Annotated in this window: 20 protein-coding genes; 5 read left to right on the top strand and 15 right to left on the bottom strand. The window is 71.8% G+C overall.

Going from position 1 to position 24748, the window contains the following annotated elements; genetic code table 11:
* Window positions 1–48 precede the first annotated feature (48 nt).
* The 5 genes from AAIB33_RS18115 to AAIB33_RS18095 are packed head-to-tail and all read right to left on the bottom strand — an operon-like array spanning window position 49 to window position 4231.
* Window positions 49–882 (bottom strand): nucleoside hydrolase, encoded by an 834-nt coding sequence (locus tag AAIB33_RS18115; protein ID WP_345801350.1) that lies wholly within the window; start codon window positions 880–882, stop codon window positions 49–51.
* The gene (locus AAIB33_RS18110) at window positions 882–1715 is read right to left on the bottom strand and encodes a fumarylacetoacetate hydrolase family protein (RefSeq protein ID WP_345801349.1); all 834 of its coding nucleotides are present in this window, start codon (window positions 1713–1715) and stop codon (window positions 882–884) included. Before AAIB33_RS18110 ends, AAIB33_RS18115 begins: the two co-directional genes overlap by 1 nt.
* Complete coding sequence (locus AAIB33_RS18105) at window positions 1712–2587, bottom strand: fumarylacetoacetate hydrolase family protein (RefSeq protein WP_345801348.1); 876 nt, start codon at window positions 2585–2587, stop codon at window positions 1712–1714. Before AAIB33_RS18105 ends, AAIB33_RS18110 begins: the two co-directional genes overlap by 4 nt.
* Window positions 2588–2630: 43 nt before the next feature.
* On the bottom strand, window positions 2631–3410 hold the full coding sequence (locus tag AAIB33_RS18100; RefSeq protein WP_345801347.1) for an SDR family oxidoreductase: 780 nt from the start codon (window positions 3408–3410) through the stop codon (window positions 2631–2633).
* Between the two features lie 20 nt (window positions 3411–3430).
* The gene (locus AAIB33_RS18095) at window positions 3431–4231 is read right to left on the bottom strand and encodes an SDR family oxidoreductase (RefSeq protein ID WP_345801346.1); all 801 of its coding nucleotides are present in this window, start codon (window positions 4229–4231) and stop codon (window positions 3431–3433) included.
* A gap of 106 nt (window positions 4232–4337) precedes the next feature.
* Between AAIB33_RS18095 and AAIB33_RS18090 the strand changes: the two genes are divergently transcribed.
* The gene (locus tag AAIB33_RS18090; protein WP_345801345.1) at window positions 4338–4886 is read left to right on the top strand and encodes a carboxymuconolactone decarboxylase family protein; all 549 of its coding nucleotides are present in this window, start codon (window positions 4338–4340) and stop codon (window positions 4884–4886) included.
* Between the two features lie 39 nt (window positions 4887–4925).
* Window positions 4926–5744, top strand: a complete 819-nt coding sequence (locus tag AAIB33_RS18085; RefSeq protein ID WP_345801344.1) for an IclR family transcriptional regulator — start codon at window positions 4926–4928, stop codon at window positions 5742–5744.
* 11 nt (window positions 5745–5755) lie between these two features.
* Here the strand turns inward: AAIB33_RS18085 and AAIB33_RS18080 are convergent, their stop codons facing one another.
* The 5 genes from AAIB33_RS18080 to AAIB33_RS18060 all read right to left on the bottom strand — a co-directional run bounded on the left by AAIB33_RS18080 (window position 5756) and on the right by AAIB33_RS18060 (window position 14916).
* Entirely contained in the window at window positions 5756–8128 is a 2373-nt protein-coding gene (locus AAIB33_RS18080; RefSeq protein WP_345801343.1) for a family 78 glycoside hydrolase catalytic domain, read from the bottom strand.
* 65 nt (window positions 8129–8193) lie between these two features.
* Window positions 8194–8844 carry a TetR/AcrR family transcriptional regulator gene (locus AAIB33_RS18075; RefSeq protein ID WP_345801342.1) on the bottom strand — a complete coding sequence of 217 codons (651 nt, stop codon included), beginning with the start codon at window positions 8842–8844 and terminating at the stop codon, window positions 8194–8196.
* 24 nt (window positions 8845–8868) lie between these two features.
* The gene (locus tag AAIB33_RS18070) at window positions 8869–9933 is read right to left on the bottom strand and encodes a hypothetical protein (protein WP_345801341.1); all 1065 of its coding nucleotides are present in this window, start codon (window positions 9931–9933) and stop codon (window positions 8869–8871) included.
* A 1-nt stretch (window position 9934) separates the two neighbouring features.
* Window positions 9935–12541: a hypothetical protein gene (locus tag AAIB33_RS18065; RefSeq protein ID WP_345801340.1), complete on the bottom strand. Its 2607-nt coding sequence runs from the start codon at window positions 12539–12541 to the stop codon at window positions 9935–9937.
* An 86-nt stretch (window positions 12542–12627) separates the two neighbouring features.
* On the bottom strand, window positions 12628–14916 hold the full coding sequence (locus AAIB33_RS18060) for a PEP/pyruvate-binding domain-containing protein (RefSeq protein ID WP_345801339.1): 2289 nt from the start codon (window positions 14914–14916) through the stop codon (window positions 12628–12630).
* A 155-nt stretch (window positions 14917–15071) separates the two neighbouring features.
* Here AAIB33_RS18060 and AAIB33_RS18055 point away from each other — a divergent pair, with 155 nt between their 5' ends.
* Genes AAIB33_RS18055 through AAIB33_RS18045 form a run of 3 tightly spaced genes read left to right on the top strand, consistent with a single transcriptional unit; the run spans window position 15072 to window position 18151 of the window.
* Window positions 15072–16307: a tyrosinase family protein gene (locus tag AAIB33_RS18055; protein WP_345801338.1), complete on the top strand. Its 1236-nt coding sequence runs from the start codon at window positions 15072–15074 to the stop codon at window positions 16305–16307.
* A 7-nt stretch (window positions 16308–16314) separates the two neighbouring features.
* A complete protein-coding gene (locus AAIB33_RS18050) occupies window positions 16315–17220 on the top strand; it encodes a HEAT repeat domain-containing protein (RefSeq protein ID WP_345801337.1) in 906 nt (301 codons plus the stop codon).
* A gap of 4 nt (window positions 17221–17224) precedes the next feature.
* On the top strand, window positions 17225–18151 hold the full coding sequence (locus AAIB33_RS18045; protein ID WP_345801336.1) for an SCO family protein: 927 nt from the start codon (window positions 17225–17227) through the stop codon (window positions 18149–18151).
* Here AAIB33_RS18045 and AAIB33_RS18040 read toward each other — a convergent pair.
* From AAIB33_RS18040 to AAIB33_RS18020, 5 genes are all read right to left on the bottom strand, one after another.
* A complete protein-coding gene (locus AAIB33_RS18040) occupies window positions 18130–20466 on the bottom strand; it encodes a cellulase family glycosylhydrolase (protein ID WP_345801335.1) in 2337 nt (778 codons plus the stop codon). The two genes, AAIB33_RS18045 and AAIB33_RS18040, sit on opposite strands and share 22 nt — an antisense overlap.
* A gap of 95 nt (window positions 20467–20561) precedes the next feature.
* A complete protein-coding gene (locus tag AAIB33_RS18035; RefSeq protein WP_345801334.1) occupies window positions 20562–20768 on the bottom strand; it encodes a hypothetical protein in 207 nt (68 codons plus the stop codon).
* Between the two features lie 72 nt (window positions 20769–20840).
* Complete coding sequence (locus AAIB33_RS18030) at window positions 20841–21596, bottom strand: sulfite exporter TauE/SafE family protein (protein ID WP_345801333.1); 756 nt, start codon at window positions 21594–21596, stop codon at window positions 20841–20843.
* A gap of 52 nt (window positions 21597–21648) precedes the next feature.
* Window positions 21649–23688: a GH32 C-terminal domain-containing protein gene (locus AAIB33_RS18025; protein ID WP_345801332.1), complete on the bottom strand. Its 2040-nt coding sequence runs from the start codon at window positions 23686–23688 to the stop codon at window positions 21649–21651.
* A 27-nt stretch (window positions 23689–23715) separates the two neighbouring features.
* Window positions 23716–24726 carry a glycosyl hydrolase family 32 gene (locus AAIB33_RS18020; protein WP_345801331.1) on the bottom strand — a complete coding sequence of 337 codons (1011 nt, stop codon included), beginning with the start codon at window positions 24724–24726 and terminating at the stop codon, window positions 23716–23718.
* Window positions 24727–24748: the final 22 nt, after the last annotated feature.

The following is a 24748-nucleotide window of genomic DNA, read 5'->3' as shown; positions in this document are numbered from 1 at the left end:
CCGACGTTGCGGCGATCTCCGACGATGTGGCGGGGCCGGCGGGCCGGGTCAGGCGGATGCAGCGTGGCGGCGGAGCTTGGCCAGCAGGTCTCCGACGAGCAGGCGCACGTCGTCGGCGTCGACCTCCCGGACGCCCGGTTCGGTCGAGAGCTCCTCGAACGACGACCGGCCGAGGGCCGTCACGAGCACGGGAAGGCTGTCGCCGAGCGCCCAGACCTCACCGACTAAGACCCCGGGCGGGAGCGGCAGCTCGATGAAGCGCCGCCACAGCCAAGCACCGACGGAGCCCGTGCTCACGAGGTCGTGCTCGAGCTCTGCAACCGAGATGCGGGCCCGCCGATACGACTCGAGGGGGTACTGGATGACGCGCGCCGACGTGCCGAGCACGAAGGCGGCGGCATCCTCATCCGTCGCCCGGTTGTACTCCCAGCCGCCCGGCTCCGTCGTGCCGCCGACCCACACGAGGACGACGTCGTCGGCGAGGTCGGGGCGCGCCAGCAGCGCGTCGGCGACGTTGGTGAGCGGTCCGGCGCACACGACGTAGAGCGGCAGCGGGTCGTCCCGGTCGGCTTCCGCGACGATCGCATCTGCGGCGGAATTGGCGCGCCGGATGCCGGTGAACGAGGCATCCGGTCCCGCGACGACCGCGACCGTCACCCCGCACAGGTCCACGAGCTCGCGCGCGAACTCGGCGCCGCGATCGGCGGCGCCGTCGTTCGGTCCGAAAACGGTGTTGAGCGACGACGATGTCACCGCCCGCAACTCATTCGAGGGCGACAGGAGGTGATGCGCGAGCGCGACGAGTCCGTCGGGGTCACCCGCCCAGTCGTTGTCGATGACGACCCGGCACGCGGGCCGGATCGGCAGAGTCGAACGCACCATCACGCGAACCGGGTCGTCAGAGACCCGATGCCCTCGATCTCGGAGGTGAGCACCTCGCCCGCGTGGATGAACCGCTTCGGCGTGCGTGCGTTCCCGATGCCCGACGGAGTGCCGGTGAAGATGAGGTCTCCGGGCAGGAGGGTCACGACCGCCGACAGCCGGAAGATGAGCTCGGGGATGTCGTAGATCATGCGCGACGTGCGCGAGTCCTGCAGGGTCTCGCCGTCGAGCGCGCACGAGATCGCGAGATCAGCGGGGTCGGCGAACTCGTCGGGCGTGACGAGCCACGGACCGGTGGGAGAGAAGCCGGGGTGCGACTTCGCGAGGCTGAACTGCGGACGAGTGCCCTCGAGCTGCGCGACCCGCTCCGAGAGGTCCTGGCCGATCGTGAGGCCCGCGACGTGCTGCCAGGCTTCTTCGCGACGGATGCCGTGGCCGCCCCTGCCGATCGCGACGACGAGCTCGACCTCCCAGTCGACGTTGCCCTCGGGGAGCGTCACGGTGGCCTCGGGCCCCGTGAGGCTCGAGGGGAACTTCGTGAACGTCACGGGGAGGCTGTTGGGTGGGTAGCCGGCCTCGTCGGCGTGCTCGCGGTAGTTCACGCCGATCGCGAAGACCTGCGGCGGCCGCGGGACGGGTGGGCCGAGCTCGGCGCGGTCGAGGGTCACGCCCGGGTCCGAGACGTCGGCCGCCCACGCCCGGAACGCGTCCCAGTCGGCGAAGGCCGACATGGGATCGGGGCCGAACCGCCCGTCGGAGGCGGTCGCGGCATCCGTCGCCGTTCCGTCCGGCCCGACGAGCACGAGCCGGCCCGCGAGAGCGGCGATCCTCACCAGTCGACCCTCTGGGGTGCGGGCTCGCCGTAGCGCTCCTCCCAAGAGATGACCGTGTTGCGCAGGATGCCGACGCCCTCGATCTCGGCCTCGACGACGTCGCCGGGCTGGAGGTAGAAGTCGAACGGGTTCTGCTGCACGGCCGCGACGCCCGAGATGGTGCCGGTCGTGATGAGGTCGCCGGCGCTGTAGACCTGCGGCGAGTGGTAGGCCACGAGGTGCGGCCAGCGGATGCGGGTCTGGTTGGTGCTGCCCTGCTGACGCACCTCGCCGTTGACACGCAGCTGCATCGCGAGGTTGTGCATGTCGGGGATCTCGTCCTTCGTGACGATCCACGGCCCGATGGGGCAGAAGGTGTCGATGCCCTTGGAGAACGAGAAGACGCCGGACTCCATCTCCTTGCGCTGGATGTCCCGCGCCGTGATGTCGTTGAAGACCGTGAAGCCGGCGATGTAGTCCTCAGCCTCGTCCGGTCCGAAGAACTTGCCCGACTTGCCGATCACGATCGCAAGCTCGAGCTCGTAGTCGAGCTCCTTCGTCAGGCCCTCGGGGTAGACGATGTCGTCGTCGGGGCCGATGATCGCGTCGAGGTTCTGGAAGAACACGATGCCCTTGTGCACGGGGTGCGACCAGTCGACGGCCGTGAGCTCGTTGTGGTGGTCGGCGAAGTTGCCCGCCGTGTGGAAGAACTTCTTGGGGCGGATGGGCGCCTCGAGCTTCACGTCGGCGTAGTTCAGCCGCTCGCCCGTCTCGCGAACGTCGCCGCCGCGCTCGAAGTACTCGCGCGTCGAGGGCACGTCGAGTTCGATGACGGTGCCTTCTTCGAGCTCAAGGCGGCCGACGCGGCCGCCGTCGAAGGTGATGAGTTTCATGTGTGTCTCTCCAGGTTCCTGAGCGTGTCGAAGGAGCGGACGCCTACGCGCCGACCATGTTGAAGCCGCCGTCGGCGAGCAGGTAGCCGCCGGTCAGATGCGCCGACTCGTCGGTCGCGAGCCACAGGCACGTGCCCGCGACGAACTCGGGTGGCGGGATGTGGCCCATCGGCGTCTGCGAGATGAGCACCTCGCGGCGGCCCGACTTCCAGTCCTCGCGCTGCAGCAGCCGCTCGGTCTCCATGAAGCCAGGCGCGAACGTGTTGACCCGCACGGCGGGAGCGAGCACCTTGGCGTACGACTTCGTGATGCCGAGGATCGCGTACTTCGCCGCGGCGTACTGCGGAGCCCGAGGCGACCCGCGCACGATGACCGTCGAGCCGACGTTGATGATGTTGCCGTGGCCCTGCTCGAGCATCCGCTCGCCGAACTCGTGAGTCATGAGGAGCGTCCCCTTGACGTCGACGTCGACGACCGCGTCGAGGGCCTCCTGCGTGAGGTCGCGCCACGACATCTGCTCGCTCGAGACGTCGCCGACGTTGTTGACGAGCACGTCGAGCACGCCGAACGCCTCCCACACCTCGTCGGCCATGCGCTTGATCTCGGCCCACGAGCCGATATCGCCCTGCACGAGGATGCCGTCGCTGCCCGCCTCGCGGATGCGCTGCAGCGTCGCCTCGGCGCCCGCCTTCGACGAGCGGTAGTGCACGGCGACCCTCGCGCCCTCCTGCGCGGCGCGCACCGCGACCTCGGCGCCGAAGCCCGTGCCGGCGCCCGTGACGAGCACCGTCTTGCCCGCGAAGCGGGGGAAGATCTGCGTCATCCGTCGATCCCTTCTCTTGATCAGACCAGTGTGCGTCCGCCGTCGATGTACATGATGTGGCCCGTGATGAAGCCCGCATGACGCGACGACAGGAAGAGTGCGGGGCCCGTGAGCTCGTCGGGCGTGCCGAGCCGGCCCGCGGGAACGAGGCTCTCGAGCTCCTCCCGCTTGCCGGGCTTCGACAGGTGCCCGGCGGTCAGCGGAGTCTCGATGTAGCCGGGCGCGAGCGCGTTGACGGTGACACCGGATGCCGCCCACTCGCGCGCCATCACGCGGAGCAGCTGGTTGATGCCGCCCTTGGACGCCGCGTACGGCCCATGCGAATGGTGGGCGAGCAGGCCCGAGACGCTCGAGAGCGCCAGCACTCGCCCGTGGCCCTGCTCGACCATCCGGCGGCCGGCGGCCTGGGCGAGGCCGAAGAGGGTGAAGAGGTTGATGCGCATGACGCGCTCCCACTCGTCCTCGGTGAACTCGAGGATCGGGCGGCGGTCGTTGATGCCGACGGCGTGCAGCAGCACGTCGATGCCGCCGAGTCGCTCGACCGCCTCGGCGATGACGCGCTCCCCCGATCCGTGCCCGGACAGGTCTGCCGCGATCGTTTCGAACCGCTCGGCTGCCGCAGTGCCCGGCGCCGACGCGAGGGCCGCGAGCGCGGCAGCATCCCGGTCGACGACGACGACGGATGCCCCGGCGGCGGCGTAGGCGAGCGCACACGCGCCTCCGATGCCGCCCGCGCCGGCGACGACGACGCGCGCTCCGCGCAGCCCCAGCCAGTCGGTGTTCGCCTGGACCTCGAGGGGAGCATGGGCGGTGCCGGACATCCGCGCCTCCTTGCACTTCATTCGATGAAACTAACTTTCGCTTGATGAATGTATGCTGATGGAGCGGGTCCTGTCAATTCGCGCCGTTCCACGAAGGAGGCCAGCCGTGCCGCGCATCCCTCTGCTTCCTCCCTCGGCCCTAGACGCCGAGCAGCGCACGCTCTACGACGCGATCACGGGAGGACCCCGTGGCTCCGGTCCGCAGCACTTCGCGCTCACTCACCCGGACGGGTCGCTCACCGGCCCGTTCAACGCTCTGCTGCAGTCGCCGTCCGTCGGCGCAGCCCTGCAGGAGGTCGGCGCCGCGCTGCGATATCGCACCTCGCTGTCCGACCGGGCTCGCGAGATCGCGATCCTCCTGGTCGCCGCGCGGTGGGACTCGGCGTTCGAGCGCTCCGCGCACGAACCCGTCGGACGGGCGGCGGGGCTCACCGACGACGAGATCCTGGCCCTCGGCGACCAGCGCGTCGACGGCCTGCCCGACGACGAGCGGGTCGTGGGGCGCACGGTGACGGCTCTTCTGGACGGCGACCTGACGGACGAAGAATGGGATGCCGCGGCCGCCGCCCTCGGCACGCCGGTGGTCTTCGAGCTCACGACGCTCGTCGGCTACTACTCGACCCTCGCCCTGCAGCTGCGGGTCTTCCGTGTCTAGGTTTGCGCTGAGCGCCCTGCCCGGATACGGTTTCGCACCATGAAAGCCCCTGTGCCGGCCGACGCCGACGGCGGCGACGAGGCTTCCAAGCCCGCGAACCGCTACCGCATCGAGGCGCTCGCGAAGGGCCTCGACGTGCTGCGGCTCTTCGACGAGTCGACGACGAGCCTCAAGCTGCGCGAGATCTGCGACCGCACCGGCATCCCGATGCCCACCGCGTTCCGTGTGGTGGCGACGCTTGAGGAGGAGGGCTTCATCGAGCGCTCCACCGACGGATCGCTTCAGCCGGGCGTCGCCGTGCTCACGCTCGGCTCGGCCGCGCTGCGCGGCTCGAGCCTCGTGCAGCTGAGTGAGCAGCCACTGCGCCACCTGGCCGAGCAGACCGGGGAGACCGTCAATCTGGGCGTGCTCCGCGGCGACGAGGTGCTCTATCTCGCACGGCTGCGCAACCAGGACCTCGTGACCGCGAACATCCAGGTGGGGTCGACGCTGCCCGCCCCCTACACCTCGATGGGCAAGCTTCTGCTCTCCTACCTCTCCCCCGACGAGCTGCGGGAGACCCTGGCCCGCCATGTCTTCCGGGCGGATGCCGGGCCCAACGCGGCGGGCTCCGTCGATGAGCTCGAGCAGCGCCTCGCGCCGATCCGCGCGCAGGGCTACGCCGTGCAGGACGAGGAGGTCGCCGCGGGGCTGCGGTCGGTCTCGGTGCCGGTGTTCGGGCGCGACCCTCGCCCGGTCGCGGCGATCAACATCGCCGTCGCCACGACCCGCCACGACCTCGCCTCTCTGCGCGGACCCCTCCTCGAGCGGCTTCGCGCGACGGCCGACGACATCTCGGTGCGACTGCGCGCCGCCTGATCCCTGGACGGCTACGCCCGGTCGTCGACGGAGCAGGCGTAAGAGGCCGAGCCTCCGCATAGCACCGAGGTCGTGCCGTCGGGAAGACGCACCTGCGCGACGGTGCCGTCCGGCACCGTGACGTCGATCCGGAAGACGCCGTCCTCGAGGCGCCACGCCGACGCGACCGGTCCGCTCGGGGTGTCGATCGTCGCCGAAGCGTGCGTCAGGCCTCCGCCGACGTGCGGGGCGATCGTGACGCGGCGGTACGCCGCCTCGCCGTCGGCGGGATCGGCGGGAAGACGGATGCCGGCGATCCACTCGTACAGGAACGACACGACGGCGCCCTTGCTGTAGTGGTTGAGCGATCCGCGCACGTCGCCCTCGTCGACGCCGTCCCACCACTCCCACACGGTCGTCGCACCGCGGTCGACCATCTCGAGCCACGACGGGATGCCGGTGGAGAACAGCAGAGCGAACGCCTCGTCGACGAGCCCCTCCTCGGCCAATGCCGGGAGCAGCTGGCCCGTGCTGAGGAAGCCGGTGGTGAGTCGTCCGCCGTTCTGACCGACGAGCGCGGCGAGCCGGTCGGCCGCCGCAGGGCGGAGGTCGGCGGGGATGAGCCCGAACGCGAGAGCGCGGGCGTAGTTCGCCTGCGACTCCTCGGCGATCGTGCCGTCGGGCGCGAGGTACTCGGCGCGCCAGGCATGCGCGGCGCGGTCGGCGATGCGTGCGTAGCGGTCGGCCCGATCGTCGGCGGCGAGGCGCAGCATCCGTGCCAGCAGTGTCGCCGAGCGGTGCAGGAACGCCGTCGCGACGATGCCGTGGTCGACGCTCGGGTCGGGGTTGGGCGCGACGCCCGGCTCGAGCCACTCTCCGAAGTGGAAGCCGGTGTCCCAGAGCGAGTCCTCGTGCTCAGCGGGCACGGGCCGCACAGCGGCGCGATCCGGATGCCGCGCCCCGGCCGCCGCCCCGGCGGCGAAGTCGACCCACCGCACGGCGGCCGGCAGTGCGCGACGCAGCGCGTCGAGGTCGCCGTACGCGCGCCACAGCTCCCACGGCACGATGACCGCCGCGTCGCCCCAGCCCGCGGAGCCCGCCGACATGTCGTCGAGCCAGCGTCCGGAGGGTCCGTTGCCGGCGGGGCTGGGCACGATCGTCGGCACGCGGCCGTCGTCCCACTGGTCGACCGCGAGATCGCGCAGCCACTTCTCCGAGAAGGCTCGCACGTCGTAGAGCTGCGCAGCTGTCGCGACGAAGATCTGCCAGTCGCCCGTGAAGCCCGAGCGCTCGCGCTGCGGGCAGTCGGTCGGGATGTCGCACGCGTTGTCGCGCAGGCTCCACATGGTCGCCTCGTGGAGGGCGTCGAGCCGCGGGTCGCTCGAGCGGAAGGTGCCGACACGCGTGAGGTCGGTGTGCACGACGACGGCGCGCAGATCGGCGGGCTCGAGGTCGTCCGGGGCTCCGTCGAGCTGCACGTACCGGAAGCCGTGAGTGGTGTGACGGGGCTCGAACACATCGCCGTCGCGCCCGGCCGAGATGACCTCGTCGACCTGGCCGGCGGGCAGCGGCGTCCGCGCCGCGAAGTCGAACGCGCGGATGTTCTCGGTGCTCACCTCGCCCCCGGCGCCGAGCACCTCGCCGTGGGTCAGCACGGTCCGCACCCCCGCCGCCCCGAGGCGCGAGAGCCGCACCCACCCGTTGATGTTCTGGCCGAAGTCGACGACGACCGTGCCGGGCTTCGGCCGGCTGAGCGAGACGGGCGCGAGCTCCTCCATGCGGCGGACGGGCGCCGACTCCTCGGCGATGAACCTCGCGGCGTCGTCGTAGAGCCCGCCTTCGCCGATGCCCACGGGCCACCAGCCGTCCTCACCGCCGCCCGGGCGGGCCCAGTCCGGGTCGAGCAGCCGGAAGTCGACGCCCTGTCCGTCCATGAGGTCGGCCCGCAGGATGTGGCCGGGGTGCGAGCGCCACGCCGACCCCGTCGATGCGGTCGTCGCCGAGCCGTCGTCGTGGGTCACCGTGAGCTCGGCGATGAAGGCCGTGCGGGTGCCGAAGCCGTCGGCATGCCGCTCGAAACCATGCCGCCCGCGGAACCACCCGTCGCTCAGGATCGCCGCGACGACGTTCTCACCGGGGCGGAGGAGCGCCGCGACATCCCAGGTCTGCACCTGCAGGCGACTGCGGTAGGCGGTGAAGCCCGGGGTGAGCTCCTGATCGCCGACCCGCTCGCCGTTGACGAAGAGCTCGTAGACGCCGTGCGCGGTCGCCGTGACCACCGCCGCAGTGACCGGCCGGTCGAGCTCGGCCGTGCCGCGCAGCAGATGCGCGGGCCGCGAGCCGGCCTCGGGCACGGTCTCCTCGTGCGGCTCGATCCATCGGGCGCCGTCGCTGAAGTAGGCCACGCGCCGACGGTAACAGAAAACCTAGTGTCCTCGGTTTCTATCCTCCCGCTGGCCGGGAGGGCCGTTCACGTCGTTCGCAGCTCCCCGATGCGATCGCGGTGCGGCTCCACCACGATCCGCTCCGCGAGCCCGATCGCGTGCGCCCGGATGCCCTCGACGAGGTCGAGCTCCCCGCCCGCGAGAACCCACTGCAGCTGCAACCCGTCGGACACGGCGATGACCTCCCGGGCGATTCGCACGGGGTCGAGGTCGTCGCGGAAGTATCCGGCGTCGACACCCGACGCGATCTCGCGCGCGGCGGACTGGATGACATCGGCGTAGCGCTCGGCGTACAGCTCGTGCGCGGGGCTCGTCGGATCGGCGGCCTCCGCGCCGATCTTGACGAACAGCTCGATGAGCCCCGGCTCGGCGGTGAGCTGTCTGCCCGTCCGGATGATCCGCTTCATGACGCCGACCGGGTCGCCCTCGACGTCCTCCGCCTGCCACCACTCGGCCGTCCGCGCGAGGCGGCGGTCGAGCACCGCGACGAGCAGGTGCATCCGCGAGGGGAAGTGGTGCAGCAGCCCGCCCTCGGTGATGCCCACGTCGGCGGCGATCTGCGCGAGGGAGGCGCGCAGGTATCCGACCTCGACGAAGCGGTCGGTCGCGGCATCCACGATCGCCTCCCGGCGGAGCCGGCCCTTCTCGTACGTGCCCTTGCGCTGCCCGGTAGCCACGCGTCCACGGTAGCCGCGGGACGCTCACACCGTGACGACGATCCCCTCGGTGTAGCCCGGCCCCTTCTTCCGCGGCAGCTGCACCCGGTAGCGCTCGCCGGCTCCCGCGACGACGTCGGTGATGAACGGCGTCACGTAGTTGAAGGCGAAGGTCGGCGGCTTCTGCTGTCCCACGACGATGCGGGCGATCGCCTCCGGATCGGGATGCCCGAACTTCGCGCCGTCGGTCGACACGAGCCACTTCCTCGCCTGCACGGCCTGGGCGAACTCGAGGCTCGTGTTGCGGCGGGAGCCGTGGTGGCCGACCTTGACGGCGTCGAAGCGGTGCGGGCGGGGCTCGAGCCGGTCGAGCGCCGCGAGCACGGGCTTCGCACCCGAGTCGCCGAGGAGCAGTACGCGCTTGCCGTCGTACTCCGCGAGCAGCGCGATGCCGGAGTTGTTCGGCGCGCTCGGGTCGGCGCTGAACCGCGACGCCGCGAGCAGATCGGGGTCGAACCCGCCCAGCAGGCCCTCGCGGATGAACCCCTTCTTGACGATCGGCGCACCGCCGCCGGGCAGCACGCCCGCCTTGCGGCAGGCCTCCTCCCACTCCGGCACGAGCTTGGCCATCGCGGCCCGGTCGGGCGCGAGCACCGTCATCGTCAGGCCGCCGGCGAGCGTGCGGGTCGGCAGCGGCCCGTCGTCGGGGATCATGACGGCGCCGCCGTCGAAGGCGTGGTTCCAGTGATCGGGATGCTGCGCGAGCGACCCCGTCACCATCTCCGCGTCGACGCCGCCGAGCACCTCGGGCTGATAGTGGTGGAACCCGTTGAACCACACGTCGCGGAACACCGGCACCCGCCTCGGATCGGACAGCAGCGCGACGATCCCCTGGATGTGGTCGGCGTCGATGTGGGTCGAGACGAGCAGGTCGATCTTGTCGGCCGTGCCGGGCAGCGCCGAGATGCGCCGCTCGAGCTCGGGGACGACGGTGGGGATCGTCTCGAGCGGGCCGGCGTCGACGACGACGTGATGCAGGTCGTCGCCCTCGCCGTAGGTGATCCACAGCGCATCGCCCCGCTGCGCGGGGAGCAGCTCGATCGTGAACATCTCACATCCTCCAGTCGGCGTCGCCGTACGCGGTCACGGCGATCGCGCTGATGAGTCCGGCCCGCACCGCATCGCGGCGGAACTCCGTCACGAGGTCGCCGAGCGGCGCCGCCTTGCGCGACGGGTCCTTCAGGAGCGTCGCGAGCCGCTGCGACATCTGCGCCGCATGCCGGCCGAGCAGCAGCGTCAAGGTCGAGAAGACGACGCCGGCGCCCTTCGCGAGGAACCGGGTGGCGTACCCGGCCGGGTCCTCCTTCGACCCCGCCGTGTCGCAGCCGAAGAGCACCACGACCGGCGTGACGTCCTGTCCGCCCGTCACGTGCCGCGCCTCGATCTGTCCCGTCCGCAGGAGCTGCGCCGAGATCTCGAGGCTTCCGGCCTTGGGGTCGGTGTGCGGCATGAGCACGAGGAAATCCGTGCGGGCCGCGCTGAGGTCGGTCGTCCAGTCGTCCCACGTGATGGCGCGCGTCGCCCCGCCGAGCGCCGTGGCCGTGTCGACGACGTCACTGTCGCGCACCTTCTGGCTCGCCGCGAGCAGAGCACGCGTGACCGTGAGAGTCCGCCGTCGACGGGTCGGAGTCGCCGAGACGACGAACGCGTTGCCGTCCGGCCCCGCGAGCGAGGCGTGCTGACGCTCGATCGTGCGGCTCATGCCCCAGAACACCGACGGGCACACGATGGAGATGTCGTCGGCGTCTCGGAAGCAGTGATCGCCGCACTCCTTCCCCTCGGTCCAGTTCGGGCACAGCGCGGCGTCGAGGCCGGGCGCTGGACGGTCGTAGACGAGCTCGAGCGGGAGGAACCGGCCCGACCTCGCCGTCACGATCTGGATGCGCCGGGCATCCCGGAACCGGTCCAGATGATCGGACAAGATGCCGTACAGGTCGTTGCCCTCGATCGCGACGTCGATGAGGATCTTGCGAGCCGCCTCCTCCGCCCGCTTGCCCGTCGAGGTGAGCTGCGTGGCACGCAAGAGGTGATCGCGGATGCGGTCGGTCGGCGGCCCGAGCTCCTCCAGCGCCTGGATCGTCGTCGCGCCGTCGGCGTGGCTCACGACGCGCGACTCGCCCCTGGCGTCGTGGTTGAGCACGAAGGTGCGGTCGAACGGCGTCCGCTCGTCGAGCCGGCCGGTCTGCTCCCACAGCACGATGCGGTCGTCGAGCTCGGCGACCTCGCCGACGCGTCCCGTGATCCGCGCGGTCTGCAGCACGCGATTGCGATGGAGGACGAGCAGCCGCGCCTGGACGAGACCGCGGTCGGGCAGCTGCCAGACAAGCCGCAGATTCGGCGAACGGCCCACCCGCGGCACGTCGAGCTCGCCGCGCACGGGATCGCCGGGCGGCTCGAGAGGCGCGAGCACGACGGTGAGGCGCGCCGAGTCGACGGCCGGATCGTCGAAGCCCAGCAGCGAGTTCGGCACAGCCGCGCCCTGCAGCGCGCCCTCCTCGGGCGGCCCGAGGAAGACGTCGACGGCGTTCGCACCCCCGTGGAGCACGTTGTCGGACCCGATCGTCGCCTGGAGGAAGCGGGGGGTCGCGGCGGCGTCGATGGCGGTGTCGAGCCGGGTCTGCAGATCGGCGGCCTCGAAGGCCTCGCCCGACTCGTGATCGAAGACACCCGTCACGAGCCGCGCCAACTCGTCGACCGCGTCGGGAGGCAGTCCCTCGAGGGGTTCGGGCGCGCCGAGCAGGCCGGATGCGCCGGCGAGCGCCGCGAGATCGCTCCGGACGGCGTCCGCGGAGGTCTGGATGAGCCCGGGAAGGGTCACGTCGGCGATCGCATCGGTCTCGGCCGAGATCAGGATGCTGCGCCCGAACCCGGCCGTGAGCGCCACGTCGATCGGGTGCGCGTGCGAGAAGAACCGCACCGTCGCGAGGAGCGCCGCGGACGCGGCATCCATCCCCTCATCCGTCGTCGCGATGGCCGTCAGCACGGCGGACGAGAGGGCCCGGACGAGCGCGAGGCGCGCGTCGTCGATGCGCCAGGGGAGAGTCGATGCCTCGAGGCAGACGACCCCGTTGGCGATCGTGCCGTGGGCTTCGAGGAAGGCGGCAGCGCCGGCCGGATCCGTCCGCAGGGCGAGCAGGTCGACGGCGGCGGGATCGTCGCGCACATCGACGATCTCGACGAGCTCCGCGGGCACGGGGCCGCCCTGGCGTCCACGCTCGAGCGCGTCGCGGAGGGCGTCGTCGGCGACCCCGAGCCGGAACGGCCAGTTCCACGACCGCCGGCGCAGGGCGTCGGGTGCCCGGGTGACCGGCAGCACGACCGAGCCCACCCCGGGGCATTCGAGCAGCGTCGGCACCACCTCGGCGGGGACGATCGGCGCGCGGATCGCGAGGCGGACCGGGGCGAGGATGGCACGGGCCGGGCTGTCCGGGTTCCAGGGCGTCACCAGTCGCGGGACGAGCGGCAGAACGCCCGGGGTGGCGCGAGGAATCCAGTCCACGAACCCGGCGACCTCTCCCGGCGGCGCTCCGAGCGCCGGCGCCGCGGGGTCGATGCCGCGCGCGACGGCTGCGGCGGCCGCCGCCACCGGGTCCACGGCGGGCGCGGCCCAGCTCTCGACGTCGACGCGCGTGAGCGGCGGTCGGTATGGCTCTGACACTCCGCACCCCCGGGCTGCGAAAGCGGATCACCCCGATGCGCTCAAGATAGCGCGGCCCGCCGCCCCGCGACAGGCTCGCCGCGGGCTCAGCGCCCGCCGAACTCGCGCACCTGCTTCATGACGAGGTGCCCGTTCTCGAGGATCTTCACCTCGAGGTCGAGCGAGTTCTCCTTCTCCTCACCGTTCGCACCCGCGACGTTCGCGCAGCCACCGCGGAAGTACCCGGGTGTCGCGCGGCAGTACGCGCGCTCGATGCGCTTGGCGAGGTCGACGAGCTCGACCATGCGCTCCGGCGGAAGCACGGGCTCGGTCCGCACGGGTGCGTCGGGCGTCGGCTTCGCGAAGCGCGTGATCGACAGGCTCATCGGCTCGTCGTCGCCGTAGAACCCGGCGACCGTGACCTCGGAGTAGGTGCCCGGGTCGGGGTTCGTCACGAGGTTGTCGCCCAGCTGCACCGACAGCGAATAGCCGTAGAGCTCGTCGCTGTTGAGCACGCGGGTCACGATGACGGCGTTCGCCGCGACCTCCGACTCCGTGTCGTAGACGGGCAGGATGGCGAGCCCCATCGCGACCGACGTCTGATCGATGCGCGCGAACGACCGCTCCTCGACCGCGCGCTTGTTCCACAGGCTCGCGTAGACGGCCTTGATGGCGCAGCCGACCGACTTCGGCCTGACCTTGCGCTTGACCTCGCCGTCGGACGCGGCGTCCTCCTCGACGATGCACGGCCCGATCGGGCGGTCCCGCTTGGTCGTGTCGGCCGCGTAGCTGTCGTAGAGGCCCGCGCCGTCGAAGCCCTTGACGTCCTCCGCGTTGGCGCTCGAGCGCACCTTGACCTTCTTCACACCGGGCAGCACCGCGTCGAGCTTCGCCCGCACGGCCTCGAGGGCGCCGGGCGGGAAGGATGCGGCCATGATGCCGTCCTGGATCTCCTCGACGCGCCTCACCCGCTGCTTCGGCGTCAGGCGCCCGGCCTGCTCGTCGTCGACGAAGGCATCGATGAGCGCCTTCACGTCGGAGTTCGGCGGGTGGTCGATGAAGTCGCGGTACGCCTGCAGCGGCACGGCGAACCCCTGCGGCACGAGGTCGTAGCCGCGCGTGCCGCTCGGGCTCGCGGCATCCGTCACCCTCCCCAGCACCGACCGGTGCGCGAGGAAGCCGAGGTTCGCCGCCTTCGACCCGTACCGCGCCGCGGCGGCCTTCGCCGCCTGCGGGGTGCCCGACGCGAGCTCGGTGAACGAGCGCAGGGCCGTCTCGGGCTGCCAGGTCAGAGTCTGCAGCGGACGGTCGGTGCGCTCGGCGAGCTTGGCCTTCACGACGTCGTCGGTGGATGCCTCCAGCACGAAGTCGTCCTTGCCCACGACGAAGTGCACGGGCTGACCGGCGAACGGCGCGAGCCGGGGGTGGTCGGGTGCGGCATCCCGGAGCACGGCATTCGGCGTCTGGCGCTCTTTGGATTTGAGGTTCACGTGCGAGTTGGTGTCCTGCACGGCGTGGGTCAGCACGCCCGCGACGACGGAGAGATCGAGCGGCAGCTCGTCGAACACGGGGATGTCGGCTGGGGAGAGATCGTCGTTGTCGGGCGGGAAGATGCGCAGGTACCCCCACGCCTCCCCCGTGTTGAGCGGGATGTACCGGATGCCGTCGAGGATGCGGTCGATCGGCAGCACGGGCGCGCCCAGCTCGGAGAGGCGATCGGCGACGGTCGCCGTCGTCTGCTGCGAGCCCGTCGGGACGAAGGCGAAGGATGCTCCGGCGATCGGGATGGCGGCCAGGAGGAGCGTGATCGCGTCGACGACGAGCTGCTCGCGGATGAGGTCCTGCGGGTAGAACTGCAGCCCGTACACCGGCTCGGCGCTGTCGCCGATGAGGTAGGTGCGCACGGTGCCGGCGATGTAGCGCTTGTCCTGCGTGAAGTAGGTGACGCTGTTGAACTCGTCGAGGGACTCAGGGATGCCGTACGCGGCCTGCGCGAAGTAGTAGTGGTACTTCGCGGCGTCGGGCACCTCGCCGCCCTGCAGGAAGTTGCCGTTGACGAACCGCACGACGGGCGCGGCGAGATCGCGTCGGTCGATGAGGAACTTCGCGACCCGTCCGTTCGCGACGAGGTCGCCCGCGACGGTCGAGATCGCGGTGAACGTCTCGGCGGAGTCGAGCAGGTCGATCGCGAGCGGCAGCACGCCCTCGCGGTGCGGGACGGGCACGAGGGGGACGTGATGCGGCACCGGCCGTGGCAGGATCGTCGTGTCGTCGTTCGCGATGCCGCCGAGGAGCCCGCGCGGTGCCGCATCCCGAGCAGGTGCCGGCGCCGCTGCCCCCGCCTCCGCCTCTGCCTCCGCCGCCTCGGCGCGCACCCGCGCCAGGAATCCCGTCATCCGCCCCGTCCTCTCGCGATTCCCCCGCACCGATGCAAGCGCCCCCGCGGGTGCCCGGTCAACCCCCGGGATTGCTTAAGCGCTCTCGACCCGGCGCAGGCGCGGGGCTACCCTGATGCGCGGAGGTCGAAGAAGACCGGGCATCGGGGGGTGCTGTGAGCGTCAGCGTGACATTTCCGCGGTACGACGAGCGTCAGCGTGCGTACGTCACGTGGCGGCCCGTCGAGGTGAAGCTCGCGGTCACGCCCGCACAGGTGCAGCCGGCGCAGGTGACGGTGTCGGCGCGAAGCGCCGCGGGCGGAGGAAGGCTGCTGTTCGCCGACGCGGTCACGCACGCGGGCGCGGCATCCATCGATCTGGATCTGCCCGCGAACGGCTCGGCCGTGAGCGTCTGGATCGGCGGGGCGTTCCCGGCCGCGAGCACGCGCTTCGGCGACGTCACGATCGAGGTGCGCGACCGCACGACGAACGCGCTGCAGGCGAGCCACCCGACCATGGTGCGCGTGCGCAAGAACGCGGACACGCTGTCGACGGCCGAGCGCGACCGGTTCCTGCGGGCGTTCGCGATGCTCAACGGCGCGGCGAGTGGCCGGTTCATGGACTTCCGCGACATGCACGTGGGCGGCCCGCCCGACCGGGAGGCGCACGGCGGGGCCGGCTTCCTGCCGTGGCACCGGATCTATCTGCTCGACCTCGAGCGCGAGCTGCAGAAGATCGACGGCGAGGTCGCGCTGCCGTACTGGCGCTTCGACCGCGCCGCGCCGAACGTCTTCACCCGCTCGTTCATGGGCGTACCCGGACCCCAGGACCGCGTGCAGTTCACGACGGGCAATCCCCTGCGCGCCTGGGTCGCGGGGAACCTGCCGGGCGTCGAGCGAGGGCCGGGCGTCGGCCCCCAGACCGTGCCGCTGGTGCGCTCCGAACAGGAGACGCTCGCGCTCGGCGGCGCGCCCTCGGCCCAGTACGCCGGCTTCCGGATCATGCAGGGCAACCCGCACGGCCGCGCGCACATGGCGCACATCAGCGGTGTCATCACCGATCCCGCGACGGCCCCGCAGGACCCCCTGTTCTTCCTGCTGCACTGCAACGTCGACCGGCTGTGGGCGAAGTGGCAGTGGGCGTTCAAGCGCCACGACCCGCAGGCGGCCCGCGCGTTCGACCCCTCGTCGACGCTCCCGGGGCACCGCCTCGCCGACAAGCTGTGGCCGTGGGGCGGGCCCCTCGCCGCACCCCGCCCGACGACCGCTCCCGGCGGCGGCCTGACCCCGTCGCCGCTCACCGCCGCGCCGGGCGTGAGTCCGCGCATCCGGGACACGATCGACTACCTCGGCACGATCGGGCAGGCCCAGCTGGGCTTCGCGTACGACGACGTGCCGTTCCAGACGGTGTGAGGCATCCATGACCGACGAGCACGACATCGAGGCGCTCCGCAAGGAGTACGTCTCCGAGGTGACCGAGATCCACAAGACGCGGCCCAAGGCGCGCACGGCCAAGCAGGTGCTCGCGGCGCGGTCGCCCGACCTGTCGCAGGACGACCTGGAGACGGTGCTCGTCGAGGCCGACACCTTCGAGTCGGCGATGCGGATGCTGCTCGACATCCTCGCCGACGAGTCGTCGACGCCCGACATCCAGCTGACGGCCCTCGAGCGCCTCGGGGCGGCGACCTTCCAGCCCGTGCGCTTCGCCCCGTTCCACGCCGAGTACATCGACCGGCTGCGCGACCTCGCCCTCTCGCCCGACAAGCGCGTGCGGCACATGGCACTCGACCGGCTGACCCTCGAGAACGACGAGGTCGGCCAGCAGCTGCTGCGCGAGGGACTCGAGGGCATGCGCAAGCCCCTCGTGCCGGCGGCGACGGCCGCCCGCTTCCTCGCGCGCGACGAGCACGGCGACGCGGCGCCGCTCTTCCGCGAACTCGCGCAGTCCGGCTCGGGCCGCGTGCGTGAAGAGGCCCTTCGCGCACTCGCGGCCGACCCCGAGTCGGTCGACCTGCTCGCTTCGATCTCAGCCGACAAGACCGAGCGGACGGCCGTGCGCGAGCTCGCGGCCATGAGCCTGAAGGCCGCGTCCCCGACCCGCTTCGCCGACGTCGCGCGCGACCTCGTGCTCGACGACGACGAGGACGACACGCTGCGCACGACGGCGCTCTCGGCCGTCGCATTCACCCCCGAGGCGGCGGCGGCCGTCGACGACGCCGACTTCCGTGAGGGCCTCGACCGCGTCAAGGACGCGACGAGTTCGCGCTCGCTCAAGACGTCGATCGACCGCTTCGCCAAGGCGCGTCCGCCCGAGCCGGAGGGGTGAGGGGATGCCGCGGCCCGTCGACCTCCTGATCGCCGAGCTGCTCGCCCGGCCGGTGGCCGCCGACGATCTGCGTCAGGACGCCCCCCATGCCCAGGGCCTGTCGCAGGCCGACGCAGAGCGCGTCCGCGCGCACCTGCTCGCCTCGTTCGAGGCACGGGGCATCCCGGCCGACGCGCGCGCGATCGTCGCCGAGGAGCTGCGCACGAGCGCGAGCCCCGTCGTCCTCGCGGGAGCCGCCCGAGCCGTGCGCGGCGACGCCGGCGACTGGACCGAACTGCTGCGCGCGGCCGCCGACCGCATCTCGACGAGCGATGTCTACGTGCGCTGGCAGCCCGGGAGCGTCGCGCCGACCTGGATGCGGACGGCCCGCGGCGAGCTGCTCGACGCGCTCGACGAGCAGCGCGCGGCGCGCGAGGCGCCGGCCGGCAGCATCCCGCCGCCGTCTTTCCCGGTGGATGCCGCGGCTCTCCGCGCGATCGCCGTCGAAGACCAGGACGGCCGGGCCCAGACCCTCGCCGACCTGCTCGAGGAGGAGACGGTGCTCGCCTTCTTCTACACCCGCTGCATGAACCCGCAGCGCTGCTCGCTCACGATCACGCGACTCGCGGCCCTCGCCGGGGGCGAGCGGGCCGTCGTCGCGATGTCGTACGACCCCGCGTTCGACTCACCCGCGCGCCTGCGCCGCTACGGCGCCGAGCGCGGCTTCCGCTTCGGCGACCGCGCGCGCCTGGTGAGGACGGTGGATGCCTGGCCCGTCGTCCGGAAGCTGTTCGGCCTGCGGGTGGGGTACGGACCGGCGACCGTCAACGAGCACGCGCGCGAGCTGTTCCTCGTGCGCCCGTCGGAGTCGGGGGTCGTCGTGCAGGGTCTCGACCCCGACGCGATCGCCGATCCCGCGACCCTCGACCGCTACTTCGTCGCGAGCGAGTAGTCACCCTCCGCGCAGCCCGTGACGATCCAGCCGCCGTCGACCGCAGCGGTCTCGAGGTCGGTGATGCCCGTGGCGTCGAGCGACGGCTCGGCCGCACCCGGGAACCACACCCGCAGGCCGCATCCCTTCTCACCCGCCGTGCCCTTCATCGCGAAGGCGTCATCGGTCGCGCTGAGCTCGGAGACGCTGCCGGGCGCCGACTGCGGGTAGGCGCGACCCAGGATGCGGAGGAGGTCGTCGCGGGGCGGCAGGTCGTCGCCGGAGGCGCAGTCCTGCGGGATGAGCGCGTCGCCAACGTCGCCGATGCCGCCCTGCGGGTCGCCGCACGCCTGCTTCCACACCCAGTAGGCGCTGCCGAGGACGTACCGGTCTTCGAGCCTCGCGTAGCGCTCGAGCCGGGCGACGCGGTCGGCCGCGTCGCCCCAGTAGCCGTACTCGCCCGACCACAGGGGCACGCCGTACTGATCGGCGACCCGCTGCGCGAGGGCGAATTGGCGCTTCATGGACACGATCGGAGTGATGCCGAGCGAGCGGTCCATCGTGATCGACTCGGCGTAGAGGTGCGGCGAGAACGCCCAGTTGGCGTCCTGCGTGAACCCCGCCGCCGGGCCCGCGTCGAAGCCGAGGCCCGACCACAGGATGCTCGGCTCGATGAACACGATCTGGGGTGCGCCCGCGGCCCGGATCGCGTCGATCGCGCGGTCGTAGAACCGGCCGAGCAGCAGCGAGGTCGTGACGGGCGCGGTCTCGCCGAAGCCGGGCTCGTTGAGCAGGTCGTAGCCCGCGACCGTCGGATCGTCGCGGAAGACCTCGGCGAGGCGCCCCCACGTCTCGACGAGCGCCGTCTGCACGCCGTCGGTGTCGAAGAAGAAGTTCTGGAATGCGCGGTCGCCCGCGGGTGAGATGTCACGCCCCTGGAACTGGCAGCGCGGCGCGCCGTCGGTGATCGTCGCCCACTCCGGGGCGCCGTCGTAGCCCCACATCGGGTCGGTGCCGGGACGGCAGGCGGTGCCGTCGGGCGTCGCGCCGTTGAACCACGAGTCCTGGTGCATGTCGAGCACGACGTACAGGCCGTGCGCCTTCGCCCAGCCGACCGCCTCGGTGATGCGGTCGAGGTAGCCCCGGTCGAGCCGTCCGCGCTCCGGTTCGAGCGCCGACCACGACAGCCCGAGCCGCACGACGTCGAACCCCTCCGCCGCGATGCCGGCGAAGTCGTCCTCCGTGAGCGGACGCGTCACGGGGACGTCGGGGCGCGGGGCGTAGAAGTCGACGAGCTGGTTGACGTTGACGCCGCGCAGCAGCACCTGGTTGCCGTCGCCGTCGGCGATCACCCCTCCGCTCGCGCGGAGGAAGTGCGAGGGGATGGATGCCGCGGCCCCACGCCCCTGGGCCGATGCCCCGCCGGCGTACGGCACGACCATCGACACGACGAGCGCGACGACGGCGACGGCCGCCGCCGCATAGAGGGGCACGCGCGCACCGCGGCCCACGCGCACGCGATCGGCGACGAGCGCGCCGACGCCGGCGATCCAGCCCACGCACACGCCGAACGACAGGCCGTCGGCGACGGTGACGTACGCGCTCATGAGGGGCCAGAGGTCGCCCTGCAGGCCGTCGGCGATCGTTGCGACGACCGCCTGCACGACGCCGACGATCGCGCCGGCGACGACGGCGGCGAGCCAGCCGCCGAGCACGCCCGGCACACGCGCGCGCATCCAGCGCAGGCAGAGCGCCGACGCGGCGGCGAGGAGGAGCATCGCGACAGCGGTCGAGAAGAGTCCGCGATCGGGCCGCGCGACGGGCACGGCGGGGGCGTAGACGGGGGCGGTCCACCACAGACCCGAGAGGAGCGGGGCGACGGCGGCGAGGAGGAGCGCGGGACCCCACACAGCTCCCGGGTCTCGGCGCACCCGGTCGGTCCTGCCGCCGAGCCAGCGGGCGAAGGCGGCGACGATGAGCGCGGCCGGCACGGCCTTCGCCGTGACGTAGCCGGCGGCCCAGGCGGAGGCGCCGAGGTCGCCCGTCATCGCGAGCGCCGTCGCCGCCTGCGCGAGCAGGACGCTGAGCACGAGGCCGGGAACGAGCGTCCAGTAGCGGTCGCCGGCGCGCGCCGTCGTCCACCACGTCATGCCGAGGAGCACCGGGACGAACACGACGTACGGGGCGAGCGGCCAGAGTCCGCGGTCGAACGCGGGAAGCGCTCCCGACCAGCCGACGAGTGCGAGCAGGCCCGTCGGGTCGAGGATCGCCTGGACGACGATGAGGGCGAGCATGGCGCAGAGCGCGACGAGGGGACGCCGGACGGCGAGGTTCATTGGCACTCCATCGTGACAAGTCGGGCCCGCACAGCATCCGTGATCCGTGCACGCAAGTCAAACCGAGCGGTGCTCGGTCTGTGGAGGACCGGCCGTCAGCGGGTCGCCGTCAGACTGGACGCCAGGTAGCGGCGGACCTCTCCGCTGGGGAACTCCACGTGCACGACGCGGAGGATGAACTCGTCGTCGAGGGGATCGAAGAACTCGACGGGAGGACCCGACGTCGGGACGATGACGCGCCCGACCTCACCCGTCGAGGTCGTGACCACTTCGCCGTGGTCGAACATCGGCACCGATCGCATGACCTGAATTGTCTCGCCGCCGATCACCCCGCGGAAGTGCCGTTGACACCCGTGGAACCGGGGAGTAAAACGTCACACCGGTGCGGAGAGCAGCAGGTAGAGCGCCGCGACGATCGTCAGGATGAAGACGATCCGCTCGAAGACGGCCTGCTTCATGCGACCCGCGAGCGCCCGGCCCGCGAATGCGCCGATGAGCACGGCGGGCAGGAGCACGAGGTCGATCAGCAGGCTCTGCGGCGTCAGCAGCCCCAGCCCGATCGCGAAGGGCAGCTTGGCGATGTTGACGATCGCGAAGAACCACGCCGCCGTGCCGAGGAACGCCTTCACCTCGAACCGTGCGGCGAGGAAGTACATCGACATGACCGGGCCGCCGGCGTTGGCGACCATCGTCGTGAAGCCGCCGAGCGTGCCGTAGCCTGCCGCCGCGACGCGGCCGCCCCTGCCGATGAGCCCCGTCGCCGTGCCGCGCCAGCGCAGCCACAGCGTGAAGGCGACGACGAGCAGCAGGATGACCGCGATCGTCCGCTGCACCCAGGCATCGTCCGCGATCGCGAGGAACCCCGCTCCGAGGAGCAGCCCGCACACGACGGCGGGGGCGAGCTTGATCAACGTCGGCCAGTCGGCATGCCGCCGGTAGGTGATGAGCGCGAACGCGTCGCCCACGATGAGCAGCACGAGCAGCGTCGCCGTCGAGTGCTTGGCGGGCAGCACGCTCGCGAAGATCGCGACGGCGAGCGTCGCCGCGCCCGGCAGCGCCGTCTTCGAGATCCCGACGATGAGGGCCGCGACCGCGAGCAGCACCCATGCCCACGTCGTCAGGTCCCCCATCCTTCCAGGCTAGGCGGTGGCCACGGGCTGCCCTGACCCGACCGACGATCCCTCAGTCGCTCAGCACGACCTGGTCGACCATGATGTGACCCCACGCTCCGGTCCCATCGTCGAGGACCTGCAGCTGCGCCGTCCGTCCCGCGAGGTCGCGCAGATCCCACTCGACGGGTCGCAGCTTCGCGCTGTCGTCACCCGTCGCCGTCCGCACGGGGCGCCCGTCGACGAGCAGCTGCACCGAGGTCGCCGGTTCGACGCCGAGCGGGTGCCGTCCGCCCGCGATCAGGAGGTGGAGGAAGTTTCGGTCGATCGTGAACGGCGGCGACGTCAGCACGCCGGTGGCGGCATCCCTCCCCGCGTACGTGTCCGCGACGCGCGACCCCACCTGTCCGTCGAGGTCGGCTGACGACGGACCGATGGCCGCGAGCGCGCCCGACGCACTCCATCCGGCGCCCCAGGTCGCGCCCTCGAAGTCGGCCAGCACCCGTGCGGGGCGCTGCACGACGCTGCCGAACTCGGTGATCGTGAGGTCGTGGAAGATCGCCGGCCCACCCGAGCTGTACAGCGCGATGCCGCGATCGCCCGGCGGGGCGAACACCTGGCTCGAGTGGACGTATCTGCCGTCGTCGACGAACACCTCGACGGTGGTGCGGTCGACGAGGATCTGCAGGTGCACCGTCGTCGCCGAGGCCGGGAACGGCGTGCGGCTCTCGAGCTTCCAGGGATTGCCGGGGTTCCCCGTCTGCCCGCGGTTGAGGTACGCGTAGGTGTCGGTCACCCCCACGTCGGCGTGGCGCGAGCCGTCGGCCGACCGTCGCAGCTGAAGCCCGATGTTCGTCGCGGTGTCCCACGTGACGTCGGTCTCGATGCGGTAGGCGTCACCCGTGTACGCGAGCGGAAGGAATCCGTCCACCGCGACGTCGCCGAGCCGGGTGCGGGACGACGCGATGCCGTCGAGTGCGGGCACCGGCCGCGAGACCAGGCTGTAGCCCGAGTCGACGTGCTTCAGCGCGATCTGCCGCGTGATGGAGTCGGTGCCGTTGAACCCGTCCGCGGCCCACGTCGGGGTGGTGTGGGCGTAGTCCCAGTTGTTCATCCACGCGACGGCGTAGCGGCGATCGAGGGGTGCCGCCGGATCCTCCCACGTGACGCCGCCGTACCAGTCGAACCCGTGGTCGAGCCACTGGGGCGCCGCGGTGTCGGGGTGGAACGCGTCGCCGTCGAAGCTGCCGGTCCAATAGGCGAACGTCGCGGGGTCGCCCGTCGCGTATCCGTTGGCGCTCACCCCGAGCACCCAGTGGAACGACCCGTCGTCGGCGCGGATGCGGAAGAGGTCGGGACACTCGATCGTCCCGATGCCGGTGTCGACCCACTCGCTGCGGCGCGTCCAGGTCCTCAGGTCCGGCGAGGTGTAGAAGCTGACGCGGTCGCGTGCGGCGATGAGCGCGACCCACCGGCCCCGCTCGGCATCCCACACCACCTTCGGGTCGCGGAAGTCCGCGCGGCCGCCGTTCGGGATGACCGGCTGATCGCCGGAGGGGCGGAACGTGCGGCCGCCGTCGATCGAGTACCAGAGGAACTGCGCCTGCGGCCCCGACGCGTTCGCCTGCTGCGCCGGCGTGGGATGGTCCATCTGCGTCACGAGCATCACGACGGCGTCGGCGCCGAACCCCGCCGTGTTCGCGTGGTCGACGACCGTCGACCCCGACCACAGGTCGTAGTTCGCGTTCGTCCTCTTCGGCGCGGCGATGCCCTGATCGGCGAACACGACGCCGTCGTACGTCGTCGCGAGCCGCCAGGCCGTGCCGAAGTTGGCGGTGGGATCGGCGTCGTAGTCGGAGTTGTACAGGTAGTAGTACCGGAACTTCCCGTCGACGAAGACCGGCCGCTGGGGGTCGTTCTTCCAGTGGTCGGGCACCGTGAAGTGGTACTGGGCACGGTACGTCGCGGGCTCGTCGGCGTCTGCGGTCGCAGGCGCGAGGACGGGCCCCGCGACGGTCGCCGCGGTGAGGGCCGCGAGGGCCGTCACCCCGGCGGCGCGCCGACGGGCGGGCGTACGGGCGGGCGTGCGGGATGTGCTGCGGGGAATCGACATCGTCGGCGTTCCTCCTCGTTGATCGGATCAGTGGATGCCGGCGACCGCCGTCTCGCTCTCTCCGTCGGCGATGGCCTCGGCGGACACCGGCTCCGCCTCGACCGTGAGCCGCCCGCCTCGCCACGCGACGGGGAGCGGGTCGGTGACGCCGCCCACGAACCGCCCGTCGGGACCGGCATTGCGGAACGCGAAGAAGAGCCACCGGCCGTCGTCGCGGCGGCGCAGGAGCCGGCCGACGTAGAGCCCGTCGTCCGTCAGCGGATACGCGGCCTCGACGTCGAACGGACCCACGACCGAGTCGGCGGGAGCCGCCCATGTTCCTCCGGTCGTTTCGGCGCGGGCCTCGCTCGCGTGCTCCGCGAGGCAGGAGAAGAGCAGCACGGGACGTCCGTCGACGACCTCGACCTGCATCACCTCGAGCTGCCCGAAGCCCCGCGGGCTCGGCGCGCTGAGGGGCGGTCGGAGCTCCCACCGGCGCAGATCGGGCGACCACGCATGGCCGATGACTCCGCGGCCGTCCGCGGGCCCGTCGGACGCGCGCGCCGTGATGAGCATGTGCCAGCCGTCGCCGTCCGGGTCGGGGTAGACCCACGGGTCGCGGAACGCCTCGTCGTGCCACGCGCCGCTCTCGATCGTCTCGTACCAGGGGGCTGCGGCCCCGAGCACGGGGCCGGGCGCCTTCGTCCACACGTGGAGGTCGGTCGAGGTCGCGTAGCCCACGCTCTGGACGTTCTTCCCGTCCGCGGCGAGCGACGCTCCCGTGTAGAAGAGGAACCACGTGCCGTCGGGATGCCGCACGGTCGAGCCCGTCCACGTCGCGAGGTCGTCGAACGCCGGGCCGTCGCTGCGCACGAGCGCGTCGGCCACCTGCCTCCACGAGACGAGGTCGGTCGAGACGGCGTGCCCGATCGAGGCGCGGTAATGGCGAGCGTCGGGCTCCTGCAGGGCTCGCGAGGCGTAGAGGAAGAAGAGGTGGTACCGCTCGCCGTCGTCGGCGAACCAGAAGTCCCAGACCCAGGAACCGGGGAGGTCGAACACGTGTCAGCCTTTCGTTCGGTCG

The organism is Microbacterium sp. AZCO (assembly GCF_039614715.1).
In the GTDB taxonomy this organism is placed as follows: domain Bacteria; phylum Actinomycetota; class Actinomycetes; order Actinomycetales; family Microbacteriaceae; genus Microbacterium.
Note: the sequence above shows the minus strand (reverse complement) of the source record. Positions and strands in the feature narration are given on the sequence as shown.